Annotated in this window: 12 protein-coding genes; 2 read left to right on the plus strand and 10 right to left on the minus strand. The window is 37.6% G+C overall.

What is annotated here, in order from left to right; all coding sequences use genetic code 11:
- Positions 1-47: 47 nt before the first annotated feature.
- Positions 48-230: a hypothetical protein gene (locus tag POF52_RS07610; protein WP_074678268.1), complete on the minus strand. Its 183-nt coding sequence runs from the start codon at positions 228-230 to the stop codon at positions 48-50.
- A 29-nt stretch (positions 231-259) separates the two neighbouring features.
- Positions 260-577 carry a hypothetical protein gene (locus tag POF52_RS07615; RefSeq protein WP_013056195.1) on the minus strand — a complete coding sequence of 106 codons (318 nt, stop codon included), beginning with the start codon at positions 575-577 and terminating at the stop codon, positions 260-262.
- A 494-nt stretch (positions 578-1071) separates the two neighbouring features.
- Here POF52_RS07615 and POF52_RS07620 point away from each other — a divergent pair, with 494 nt between their 5' ends.
- Together POF52_RS07620 and POF52_RS07625 are read left to right on the plus strand one after the other, a co-directional pair.
- The gene (locus POF52_RS07620) at positions 1072-1623 is read left to right on the plus strand and encodes a TVP38/TMEM64 family protein (RefSeq protein WP_176583819.1); all 552 of its coding nucleotides are present in this window, start codon (positions 1072-1074) and stop codon (positions 1621-1623) included.
- Positions 1624-1711: 88 nt separating this feature from the next.
- Positions 1712-2014, plus strand: a complete 303-nt coding sequence (locus POF52_RS07625) for a hypothetical protein (RefSeq protein WP_013056193.1) — start codon at positions 1712-1714, stop codon at positions 2012-2014.
- 15 nt (positions 2015-2029) lie between these two features.
- Here the strand turns inward: POF52_RS07625 and POF52_RS07630 are convergent, their stop codons facing one another.
- The 8 genes from POF52_RS07630 to POF52_RS07665 form a co-directional block, all read right to left on the minus strand.
- Positions 2030-4798 (minus strand): bifunctional diguanylate cyclase/phosphodiesterase, encoded by a 2769-nt coding sequence (locus POF52_RS07630; protein WP_271991569.1) that lies wholly within the window; start codon positions 4796-4798, stop codon positions 2030-2032.
- Positions 4799-4884: 86 nt separating this feature from the next.
- A complete protein-coding gene (locus POF52_RS07635) occupies positions 4885-5412 on the minus strand; it encodes a GNAT family N-acetyltransferase (RefSeq protein ID WP_034653330.1) in 528 nt (175 codons plus the stop codon).
- A 109-nt stretch (positions 5413-5521) separates the two neighbouring features.
- Positions 5522-6073 (minus strand): hypothetical protein, encoded by a 552-nt coding sequence (locus POF52_RS07640; protein WP_013056190.1) that lies wholly within the window; start codon positions 6071-6073, stop codon positions 5522-5524.
- A 341-nt stretch (positions 6074-6414) separates the two neighbouring features.
- A complete protein-coding gene (locus POF52_RS07645; RefSeq protein WP_271991574.1) occupies positions 6415-7176 on the minus strand; it encodes a serine hydrolase in 762 nt (253 codons plus the stop codon).
- A 14-nt stretch (positions 7177-7190) separates the two neighbouring features.
- Positions 7191-8198 carry an ABC transporter ATP-binding protein gene (locus POF52_RS07650; protein WP_016763512.1) on the minus strand — a complete coding sequence of 336 codons (1008 nt, stop codon included), beginning with the start codon at positions 8196-8198 and terminating at the stop codon, positions 7191-7193.
- Between the two features lie 12 nt (positions 8199-8210).
- The gene (locus POF52_RS07655; protein WP_216874211.1) at positions 8211-9119 is read right to left on the minus strand and encodes a C40 family peptidase; all 909 of its coding nucleotides are present in this window, start codon (positions 9117-9119) and stop codon (positions 8211-8213) included.
- Positions 9120-9150: 31 nt separating this feature from the next.
- Positions 9151-10095 carry a S66 peptidase family protein gene (locus POF52_RS07660; RefSeq protein ID WP_034653337.1) on the minus strand — a complete coding sequence of 315 codons (945 nt, stop codon included), beginning with the start codon at positions 10093-10095 and terminating at the stop codon, positions 9151-9153.
- An 88-nt stretch (positions 10096-10183) separates the two neighbouring features.
- Complete coding sequence (locus POF52_RS07665) at positions 10184-11827, minus strand: peptide ABC transporter substrate-binding protein (protein WP_016763509.1); 1644 nt, start codon at positions 11825-11827, stop codon at positions 10184-10186.
- Positions 11828-11835: the final 8 nt, after the last annotated feature.

Here is an 11835-nt window from a genome sequence, read left to right on the forward strand (position 1 = left end):
ATTATTCCATCAGGAAAAATGAAGCCGCTACCACTGGTATCTTATCATTACATCCTACCCTTTCTGTTAGCACGGTTATATCTATACCTGCTAGGATGGCAGCGATGAAATAAATATGTCATATACAAATCTAACTGAAATCGATCTCCCTCAATGAAACATTGAAACGGCTGTTCTCTGCCTTGATCATTTTTTGCAGATGAACGCTGCTTAAACTGGACAATATTCATCTCTTTTCCCCCTCAGACAAATGTACTTTCTAGTGTAAATGCTGATGACAAACGTAATATTTTTTGATAAAAGTGAGGGCTGCCTGTGCATCTTGAATGCCAAGCTTTTTACAAACGCCAGCTAACATGAGCAGTTTGTACATAACCAGCTTTTGATTATTTGTTGCCAGTACGTAATAAACAATCGTATTAGCAACCGCCCGCGGTAATCTTATTTTTTTCAACTCATATAGCGCAGCAGACGAAGACATGCCTGCTTCAGTTAAAATCTGCTCAGTTGTGTACGTCTCCAAATAGCGAGCAAGCTTTCTTTCTTTATCGTTAAATATACCTTTAGAATCGTTCATTTTCTCTCCCTCTGTTATTTTAATAATCCATTAAATGCTGCATTAATTAGCCATAATGCGATAGCTCCCCCTGATAAATAAGTGCTGAGATAGAATAATAATTCCATATACCTCCCTCCCATTTCTATCTTACCCCTTCATTTCCCTAGCTGCAGTGATATTCATCACAGGTAAAAAGTGTATTGTTGAGCTACTGAATAGCTCCACAAAAGAGCTCGTGAGAAAGATCCCACGAGCTGCTTAGTTAGCATTTTCATTTTCGGATAAAGCGTTTAAAAATCATAATAATTAATAATACAACTACAATAACAAGCAAAAATTTCAACATGAGTTGTCCATCCCTTCAAATCAGTAAATCATCTTTCATTAGTAAGTAGTTACCCTGTTTCGCTTTTTATAAACTGCTTACCTACTTATTTCATGCCAAAAATTATATAATAGTAGAAAATCATCTAAAATAGCCCTACAAGTAAAACATAAATGGGAGTATAACCATGACTGACTATCTTCAAACATTTCTGCTTGAACATTTAGAATCAGCTGGGTTTATCAGCATTCTCTTGAACATCCTTATTAGCATTACGGGCGTATTTCCAAGTGCGCCCCTTACGTTCGTAAACGTAAAATTATTTGGTTTTTGGAACGGATTTTTGCTTTCTTTTATTGGAGAAGTTTTAGGTGCAGCTCTCTCTTTTTGGCTGTATCGAAAAGGTTTCCGTACACTTGTTCATACAAAAACACCTTCTCACTCCAAGTCGCTGAAGCTGCTGCGCGTACAAGGGAAAGAGAGTTTTATATTGATTCTTTCTTTGCGTTTACTTCCCTTTGTTCCATCAGGCCTCATTACATTCTTCAGCGCTATAGGAAAAGGCTCCTTTGCGGTATTCATTTCTGCTAGCGCACTTGGAAAAATTCCAGCGCTTTTTATTGAAGTTTATTCGGTTTATCATATTTCACAAGGATCTATGCAAGGCAAAATCATTTTAATGGTTTTATCCATCATCTTACTTTTTTATATAAGTAAAAAATGGAAGAAAAAAGCTTAACAGACTATAAAAAGGGAAGACTATCTAAAAATAAGCAAAAACATTATCTTATGTAACTGTAATAAGATAACGTATTGGAGATGGTCCATTGATTTTTCTGCTAGTTTCTGGAAGTATTATTATTCCTATTATCATGCTCTTTTTCTCACTCAAATGGAAAGGAGCAGAGCTAGTTTTTAATACGTTAGCCCTTCTTTCAGCGCTAGTATTTGGAAATATAGCTGCTGCTTCTATCTATCGTATCTTAAAAAACCATACTGTTTTTATGACGAGCATTCATGCAATCTTTTTAAATTCAGCTTTTTTATTAACCGGTGCATACCTTGGAATCTATGTATTGTATAAACTGTTAGCTCTGACCTTAAATGTAAAAAGCCGTTCTTTTAAATAAGAACGGCTTTTTACATTAATGAACAAATTCCATTTTTTCTTCGATTTTATGAAATTTCTCATAAAATTCCTCCGCTGAAATCGGTTTGGAGAAATAGTATCCCTGCACTTCATCACATTTTTCTTTATGAAGAAGTTCTACTTGTTCAACTTCTTCTACACCTTCTGCTACGACGGATAGCTGCAAACTTTTGGCTAGTGTAATAATGGCTCTGACAATCGATACTTCCGTTGTATTAGGATCTAAATCTTTAATAAAAGACCGGTCAATTTTCAGCGTATGAATAGGCAGCTTCTGAATATAGCTGAACGAGGAGTATCCTGAGCCAAAATCATCAATCGAAATAAATACTCCTGCATCTTTTAAGATTTGTAGCTTTTCGATTGTTTGCTCAACATGCTTCATCGTTACACTTTCTGTAATTTCAAGTTCTAAATATCGTGATTCTAACTCTACTTCACGCAAGACACCTAACACATAATCAACAAAATCAGTTGTCCCAAAATCCACACTTGATATGTTCACACTCATTTTTAAGGGAGGAAGTCCTTGAAGCTGCCAATACTTATTTTGATGGCACGCTTTTTTTAATACCCATTTCGTCAGTGTAACAATAACGCCTGTTTCTTCAGCAATCGGAATAAATTCTGCAGGAGAAATGACGCCCATCTCGGCATGAGTCCACCGGATTAAAGCCTCCACTCCAACAATATGGCCACTTTGAATATTGACTTTCGGCTGATAGTGAAGCTCCATTTCGCCCAGCTCAAAAGCCTTGCGTAACCCATCTTCAATTCTCATTCGTCGCGTAGTATGAACCTGCATTTCTTTTTGATAAAACAGATAATGATTACGCCCTTGTTTTTTGACTTCGTACATCGCTAAATCAGCATGGCGAACTAGCACTTCAAGCATTTTTCCATCTTTAGGAAATAAACTAACTCCGATGCTTACCCCTAAATAAACATCTCTCGATAGCACTACAAAAGGAGTGGATAAGCATTCATTTAATGATTGACAGATTTTTTTCACTTCTTCATCAGTCCTATCATGCAGTAAAACTAAAAACTCATCTCCTCCAAAACGCGAAAGCACATCTTGGTTTCTTATGCAGCTCTTCATTCGATCAACAACCTGAAGCATAAGCTGATCTCCAGCATGATGACCAAGCGTGTCATTTACCTGTTTGAAACGATCTAGGTCTAAAAATAAGAAATGAAGCTTTTTTCCTGAAGCAGCTGCTGAATCAATGGATTTCTCTACAATGCTTGAAAACATACTTCGATTTGGTAAATCTGTTAGCATATCGTGAAAAGCCATATATTGAAGCGATTCTTGAGCTTTTTTCTGTTCCGTTACATCTCTAGTTACTGTCTGAAAAAGCGTCTCTCCATTAATTTGAATGAGCGTAGATTTTACTTCTAAGAAGAGTTCCTTACCTAACGCATTAAACATTTTCAACTGAGCTAATGGAGATCTTGGCTCATCTTTTCTATCCTTTACTGCCTTCAATCCTTTTTTAATATCAGGAACTTGTTCAGATGAAAAGAAATCATATAACGATTTACCAACGAGCTGGTCTTCCGTTACTCCTAAAAGCTGAATCATAGCATCATTCACAGACACGACCTCTTCTTCTCGATGGACCATAATTGCCAATGGAGAGGAGTAAAACAAGTTTTCATAGCGATTTTTTGCTTCAATCAACGTTTTTTCCGCTTCGCGCTCTTGCGTCATATTGCGGATATACAGCATATACTCAACCGTCTCTTCAATTCCTACCGCCATCACCGTTATCTCAACCGTAACTTCTCTATTACTTATCAAAAGGGAGTGCTCAGTTCGTCCATCTTGTAGAGAAGAAGACTCATAGAAGGGCAGCAGCTTAACAACATTACTCCCGATTACATCTGATGCTTTAAGAGAGAAAAGCGTTTCCGCTGCATAATTGAGCGATAAAACATGTCTTTTTTCATCGATCACCAAAATAGCATCTAAGGCGGATTCAAAAAAAGCCCATTTTAAAACTTCTTGTTTTTGTACGCGTCGATCCATAAAAATGGTTAAAAACACAGCCGTAAATAGGCAGACAATAAAAAAAACAATAACGACGGATAAATATATTGGATTTAAAGCAAAACCGTTTGAGTGTTCAAACATTGACATTCCTGAAAAAGAAGCTGCCTGCATGCCCGTATAGTGCATACCTGCAATAGCAATGCCCATAATAGTAGAACAAATAACCTTAGCAAAAACGGTAAGCTTCCCTTCATTTAGCTTTGAATAAAAACCAAGCCACAAAGCTGTATTAGAAGCAGCAACAGCAATAAGAATAGAGAGAAAAACGATAAATGAATCATATGAAATCATAATTGGCTCCATAGCCATCATGCCCAAATAGTGCATAAAAACAATTCCCGCTCCCATAAAGCTCCCTGCAGTGATAAGTGCTTTTATACTTTTCTTTTGTTTGTGAATGAGGTAGAGGCCTATATAACATCCCGTTATTGCTCCCAAGATTGAGAGAAGAACAAACCATAAATTATATGAAACATCTACGGGCAGGTGAAAAGCAAGCATGGCGATAAAATGCATTGACCAAATGCCTATCCCCAATGTAAATGCCCCGCTGATTAACCAAAACTGAATAAATTTTGCCCGGGAAATTTTTACACGATTAGCTAACCCAAAAGAAGCGTACGCCGCAGTAATAGCGATAAGGAAAGAGAGTGTAACGAGTAACTCATTGTACGTCCCTTCTAGTAAATGTGTATGATGATTCATTCATGACCTTCCTTCAATTCGTTCTTTTCTTTGTTATCGGTTAAGGCCTAAAAATATTTACTATTTCAAAAGAACTTATGCTCGATTTACTTCTTACCTTTTGAACGTCCTGACAATATCACGCTCACTTTTTCCTTGTTGACGGTGTATAAACAAGTACAATCATCTGACTCATACGCCTCTTCTAGTTGAAACGAAAATTTTTTTAAAAGAGTAATTGAATCTTTATTATTAGGATCAACTTTTGCTTCAATTTCTTGTATATGAAACTCTTCAAAAGCTTTTTCTAGCAAAAGGCAGAGCGCTTCTGTCATGAGGCCCTTTTTCCAAAAAGGTCTGCCTAAATCATACCCAATCTCTGCTTGCTTTTTAACATAATCAATACGGTTTAGACCGCAGGTTCCAATGATCTCATCGGAAGTCTTTAATCGAATAGCATAGCGTGTTGCTTTCCCTTCTTTCGTCAAACTTTGGAGAAGTGCAATCATGCTTTCCGCTTGATAAAGCGTCGTAAAGGGCTCAATATTCATATATCTAGTAACCTCTTCATCCGACCAATATTCAAAAACTTTAGAAGCATCTTTTTTTTGAAGAGGAGATAAATATATCCTCATCTATGTTCTCCCTCCTTTTGGTGAATGATGGAGCAAGACATTTTCATCTGCGCTTCTTTCACATCTTAAAAAATCTCACATGGTGCACGAAACATGTGAGATTTGACATTTAACTATTTTTTGATTGTGCATCGCGCAGCTGCGTATATAAACGATTAATTGCTACAGTCATTGACTGTTCATAGGAATGATGATCATAATAAACCGCTATATTTTTTAACATTTCATACGTTTGATGATCAAGCTGCACCTCAAGCGTAATTTTTTCGTCAATTGTTGCTGTTTGCAAATGATGAGGCAAGTCCTCTTTTGTAGACACTTGCTCTGCAATATGAATTGCTTCTTCTACTGTTTCAATTCGGCCGTACTGATGCACCCATCTTCTGCCCATTTCAATCGTATCTTTTACAAACTGACGATTGGTAATGGTATCTTTAATATTAAATTGATGATCTGCCACATATACAGATTGATACAAGATTACACTGATCACTTCGTCTTTTAAATTTAATTTTCTCAGCTCATCAATTAAATCCGCTATATATTTAGGTAATGGACTAAATGTCCCTCGCACTTCCTTAATTAAATCCATGGCAATGGATTCAGTTGAATTGCGTTTAAATGCTTTTATAATATCTATCATTACATGTTCGTTTGCCATACATACACCACCATTTATGAATCGAATAATTTCATGCTCCTTGCTGCTTTGCATAGACATTCACTATTCGTTTAAAATATATACTATTATTCTATTATATAAAAAATATGAATAAGTTGGTATAGGATGAATGATTTATCATTATTTTTTCATAAAATTTTATGAAAAAGAACATGTTTATCTATTACTAGCACAAATCCAGCGCAGCAAACAACGGTCTCGCCAAAATCTGAGAAGACAAGCATTTATTATTAGTAAATGTGCGTTTTTCTTTGATAGAAGACATTAAATAAAAGGGAGCAAACTAATCCCGCTTATTGAAGTATATGGTCAAGAGATTTTTAGATGTTAGATGACAGAAGATATCCAATATCAGCAATTAATCTCCTTCCCTGTTCATTGTCACTTAGTCCATCTATCAAAACAACGGCATAATACGTTTCGTTACCTCGCATGAGAATAGCACTATCATGTTCTGCTCCCTGTAGTTCTCCAGTCTTATTCGCAGCTTGAAACGCTGATCCTATACGTGCTGGAAGCTTATGCTGAAACTGCTGCATTTCTAACATTCTCATTATTTTTTCGCGACTAGATTTTTGCAAAAGGTTTCCTTCATATATTTCCCTTAGACACTTTACTACATCAGAGGCACACGTATAATTATCAATCCCTTTTTCAACAGCGATTTCGTCCATCATATAGCGGTTTAAAACGGTTTTCTTTAATCCTAGATTTTTAGCACATTCGTTAATTTTTTCAAATCCTACTAAAAAAATGAGCTCATTAGTAGCTGTGTTGTCAGAAACAATTATCATAAGGGTAAGCAGCTCTTCCACTTTAATATGTGTTAACTGCGGAAGAGCTTTAAGTACGCCTGCTCCGCCAACCGTGTTTTTTTCCATTCTTTGAATGGCAGATGTTAAAGCCAAGATGCCCGCATCAATTTGACGAAACGCTTCTATTGCAAGCAGCAGTTTGATTGTACTTGCTGCTCGTTGTTGGATAAAAGAATTAATCCGTATGGATTCTTTTCCTTCAATATGAATACGTATAAGTCCATTATTACTCCGCTTCCACGTAGTAACTGCATCTTCGATTTTCATTCTCGCTTTTTCCATCATTTTGTCGCAGCTGTTTCAATATAGTTGTTACTCATTATCTTTTGATTATATAAGTGACAGGCTACAAAGTGATTGTCTTCAACTTCCTGCCACTCTGGCTTTTGAGTCTTACAGGCTGCTACTGCAAGAGGACAGCGCGTATTAAACACGCAGCCCGAGGGCGGGTTCATTGGACTTGGCAATTCTCCTTTAAGAACAATTCGCTTCCGATTATCCTCAACGTCAGGATCAGGAATAGGAATAGCTGACAGTAGAGCTTGAGTGTACGGGTGAAGCGGTTTTTGGTACAGCTCCGCACTTGTTGTTAATTCTACTAAATGCCCTAAATACATAACTCCAATACGACTGCTTATATGCTTTACCATCGACAAGTCATGTGCAATAAATAAATAAGTTAATCCTTTTTCTTTTTGGAGTTTCTTTAATAAATTAACTACTTGAGCCTGTACAGATACATCTAAAGCAGAAATAGGTTCGTCTGCAATAATGCATTCTGGATTTAACGCTAAAGCTCTCGCAATTCCTATGCGCTGGCGCTGCCCGCCGCTGAACTCATGAGGATAGCGATTGGCATGATCACGATTTAGCCCTACGTCTTCTAGCAGCTCATACACCCGGTTCAGCATTTCTTTTTTATTCGAATAAAGTCCGTGAACCTCCATTGGTTCTGAGATAATCTCCTTTACGGTAGAACGAGGGTTTAGTGAAGCATATGGATCTTGAAAAATCATTTGCATATTACGATGAAAAGCAAATTTCTCTTTCTCTGATAGCTCATGCACGTTTTTTCCTTTATAAAGCACCTCTCCCGATGTACGGTTATACAACCCAATGATTGTTCGCCCGGCAGTTGATTTTCCGCAGCCGGATTCACCAACAAGTCCAAAGGTTTCTCCTTTTGAAATATGAAAAGACACGCCGTCTACTGCTTTTAAAACCTGCTTATTCGTAATCGAAAAATACTTGCTCAGCTGCTTTACTTCTAACAAATGCTTTGTTGTCATAACTGCCACCTCCTAATAATAGCGCCGGGCTGCGCACAGCTCTTCTTCATAAAGCGTTCCTTTTAATTCAATGATTTCGACGGTTTTACCCGTTTTAGGTGAATGAAGCATTTTTCCGTTACCATACCAAATACCAACATGGTGGATAGAACCTTCACCTTTTTCATGAGCGAAAAACAGCAAATCTCCAGGTTGAATAGAGTCTAATCCTACTTCTTTGCCTCGCCTTGCTTGATCGGTGGCATCTCTTGGAATAAGATAGCCGTTTGCTTTATGAGTAGCATAGGCAAACCCGGAACAATCATATCCCCAAGCACTCATGCCACCCCATAAATATGGAAGATTCAAAAACTGTTCTCCTGCTGCAATAATCATACCTCCAGTTCCTTTTGTTGCTTTACGGTTTCTATCCTCTATTACAACAGCATCTTGACGTTTTATTTTCCCACTGCCAACCGGCGTTTGAACCTCTAGCCATTCTTTATCTTCTTTTAAAAGAGGCAGCTGCGTTTGATAACTAATTTGTAAGGCTTCTTCCGCTAGCTGCAGTGTCGCAATCGCTGCTGTTACCACTGCCGTTGGTTTATTCAATGGAGAATATTCAGCTTGGGAAATCAGTTGGTGGGAAGGAACCCACCCGGGATATCCTCTTTCATCTTTAGAAGAAAACTGAGAAGGAATAACGATTTTTGCCCATTTACCTTTCCGTTCCGTTACGTATACTTCTTCTCCTAGTAACAGCTGCGTTTGAACTAAATTTTTCTCACAAAGCTCCAACCGACGTGTATACGTTAATTGTTCTAGCCATTTATCTAGTTTTACTGGGACACTTGTTGCATTGTCATCTATTTCTCTGCAAGAGTCATAGGAAGTCCACACAGTCGCCACAGCCACACAAACGTAATACGTTTTTTTATCCATCACTTATTTCTCCTCCCCGCAGGTTTAACCTTCAGCGTTCGACTTTATCTTTTGGTAATGTAATACCGGATTCAAATTCCACCATTCGTTCATACGTCGACATCGTGGCATAACTTCCAATCGCCACAGGTGTTTGAGGAGAGCAATGTCCGATGCAAAACCCTCTCATAACAGGCTTTTTTAAAGAAGTTAGGTAACTTGTTAATGCCTCTTCCAATGAAAGCGACTCTGTACGTTTTTTAGGATAGCAGTTATGAAAATCTCCGATAATAATTCCCGCTGCATCCTGTAGTTTATTGGCCATATACAGCTGTGTCATCATGCGGTCAATTTCATATGGCTCTTCATCAATATCTTCAATAAATAAAATTTTATTTTTCGTATCTAGTTCAAATGGTGTACCAAGCGTGCTTACCAGCAAAGTAAGATTTCCTCCTATCAGCTGACCAGTTGCTTCTCCTTCACAAATAGTGTCGAGCGAACTAATTTGATCCGTATAGCAAAAAGAACGGTGAGAAAATAATTGATAAAAAGCTTGCTTCGTCTCTATATGAACATCTTCTTTTCCGATATCCGACGAAAGCATTGGCCCGTGAAAGGTAACCAAACCTGTGCGCTGATGAATAGCCGTATGTAAAAACGTAATATCGCTATATCCCCAAAAAATCTTTGGGTTTCGCTTGATTAAATCGTAGTTTAATTGCGAGGCAAGCCTAGCAGTCCCGTACCCTCCGCATGCACAAATAATTGCCTTTACTTCCTTATTGGCAAACATCGCATGTATATCGGCTGCTCTCTGTTCATCAGTCCCTGCCAAGTACCCGTTTTTTTTATATAAATGTGCGCCTGTTACTACGTTTAATCCTATTCCCTTTAAATATTCTATTCCTTTTTTTAGATTGTGCTGATTAGGCGGACTAGCAGGCGCAATAACAGCTACTGTATCACCTTTTTGTAATGGTTTTGGTTTTATCATCTGTCACACTCCTTTTGTGTAAAGAAATGAAGAAAGTGAAACTTGGGTCAGAAGGGAATTGAAATCCCCTCTGACGAAAAGTTCCACTTTACTGTTTATCTGCCCACTTCAAATCTAAATAGCCAACAGGATGACGAACAATTCCAGATACGTTATCTTTGATTAAAAACACATAGTTGTAGAAATGGATAGGAATGATCGGCATCTCATCAAATAAAATACCTTCTGCTTTATACATAAGCTCAAAACGTTTTTTATTATCAGTTTCGTTCATAGCTTGTTTAATTAACTCATCATATTCTTTATTGCTCCAAGCTGTACGGTTCATTGAATGACCCGTCTGGAAGCTCTCTAAAAAGTTAATTGGATCTGCATAATCAGCTAAAAATGAACTTCGTGACAGCTGAAACTTTAACGCTTTTTGTTCTTCTTGGAAAACATTCCATTCCATATTGGCAAGCTTCACATCTACGCCTAGATTTTCTTTGAACATTTGCTGCAGTGCTTCTGCTATTTTTTTATGCGTATCGTCTGTACTGTATGTTAGCGTAATAGCTGGCAGCTTTTTATATCCTTCTTCTTTCATTCCTTTTTTCAGAAGTGCTTTTGCTTCTTTGCCATCTGTTTTTAATAAATCGCCGCCCGTTTTACGGAAATCCTTTCCATCTGCATCTTTAAATCCGTAAGATACGAACCCACGAGCTGGTTTTTCTTTATTCTTTGTAACAAAATTAACAATTTGATCTTGATCTACAGCCATTGCAAATGCTTTACGGATATTTTTGTTTTGAAAGGGCTCTTTATCTAAATTAAAGCGATAGAAGTAAGTTCCCGCTTGGTCTTCGATATGAACATCTCCATCTTTCAGCAGCTTTTCACTTAAATCCGATGGAATTTCAGAAACATCTAGTTCTCCATTTTGATACATTTGATATTCTGTGTTTGTATTTTCAACAATTGCCCATTTTACCTTGTCGAGCTTTACATTTTCAGCATCCCAATATTGATCGTTTCTTTCCATGACTAGATTACTGTTATGCTTCCATTGAGTTAATTTGAAGGGACCATTCGCAACAAACGAATCTGCTTCTGCAAACCATTTCGGATTTTTTGTTGCTACTTTTTCATTAATTGGGAAGAACGCTGGATTGGAAACTACGCTTAAGAAATAGGCTTGAGGGCTTTTAAGCGTAACTTCAAAGGTTTTGTCATCTAGCGCTTTTACCCCTACTTGATCGGCACTACCTTTACCCGTATTAAATTCTTCTCCACCTTGGATGAAATAACCTAAAAATGCCGCTGGTGAACCCGTCTTAGGATCTAACAGCCTCTTCCAAGCAAATACGAAATCACTTGCTTTCACGTCATCTCCATTTGACCATTTAGCATCTTTTCGTAAATGAAACGTATAGACCTTTTTGTCCTCAGAGATATCCCATTTCTCGGCCATTGCTCCTTCAGGCTCATCGCTTTTTCCTAAACGAGTCAGCCCTTCCATTAAGTTATTAAGCATATTCCATGAATATGAATCAAATCCAATAGGTGGATCAAAAGACGTAGGTTCTGCGCCATTATTCATATAAAGGACCTTACCGTCTTCTTTTGCTGTACTGCTTTTCTTTTCTGGCTCCGCGCCTGAATCTTTTGTGGCCGTACAGGCAGCAAGTGCAAATATAAGTACACACATCATTAGTAAAGACCCTATTTTTTTCATCATTTCCCCCTCTTTCATAAGTTCTC

This window comes from Priestia sp. AB (assembly GCF_028369225.1).
Classification (GTDB): domain Bacteria; phylum Bacillota; class Bacilli; order Bacillales; family Bacillaceae_H; genus Priestia; species Priestia megaterium.

What these genes read in the sequence shown, in the direction of transcription:
- POF52_RS07610 (WP_074678268.1), bottom strand. Translation starts at nt 230, where the DNA reads ATGAATATTGTCCAGTTTAAGCAGCGTTCATCTGCAAAAAATGATCAA.
- POF52_RS07615 (WP_013056195.1), bottom strand. Translation starts at nt 577, where the DNA reads ATGAACGATTCTAAAGGTATATTTAACGATAAAGAAAGAAAGCTTGCT.
- POF52_RS07620 (WP_176583819.1), top strand. Translation starts at nt 1,072, where the DNA reads ATGACTGACTATCTTCAAACATTTCTGCTTGAACATTTAGAATCAGCT.
- POF52_RS07630 (WP_271991569.1), bottom strand. Translation starts at nt 4,798, where the DNA reads ATGAATCATCATACACATTTACTAGAAGGGACGTACAATGAGTTACTC.
- POF52_RS07635 (WP_034653330.1), bottom strand. Translation starts at nt 5,412, where the DNA reads ATGAGGATATATTTATCTCCTCTTCAAAAAAAAGATGCTTCTAAAGTT.
- POF52_RS07640 (WP_013056190.1), bottom strand. Translation starts at nt 6,073, where the DNA reads ATGGCAAACGAACATGTAATGATAGATATTATAAAAGCATTTAAACGC.
- POF52_RS07645 (WP_271991574.1), bottom strand. Translation starts at nt 7,176, where the DNA reads ATGAAAATCGAAGATGCAGTTACTACGTGGAAGCGGAGTAATAATGGA.
- POF52_RS07650 (WP_016763512.1), bottom strand. Translation starts at nt 8,198, where the DNA reads ATGACAACAAAGCATTTGTTAGAAGTAAAGCAGCTGAGCAAGTATTTT.
- POF52_RS07655 (WP_216874211.1), bottom strand. Translation starts at nt 9,119, where the DNA reads ATGGATAAAAAAACGTATTACGTTTGTGTGGCTGTGGCGACTGTGTGG.
- POF52_RS07660 (WP_034653337.1), bottom strand. Translation starts at nt 10,095, where the DNA reads ATGATAAAACCAAAACCATTACAAAAAGGTGATACAGTAGCTGTTATT.
- POF52_RS07665 (WP_016763509.1), bottom strand. Translation starts at nt 11,827, where the DNA reads ATGAAAGAGGGGGAAATGATGAAAAAAATAGGGTCTTTACTAATGATG.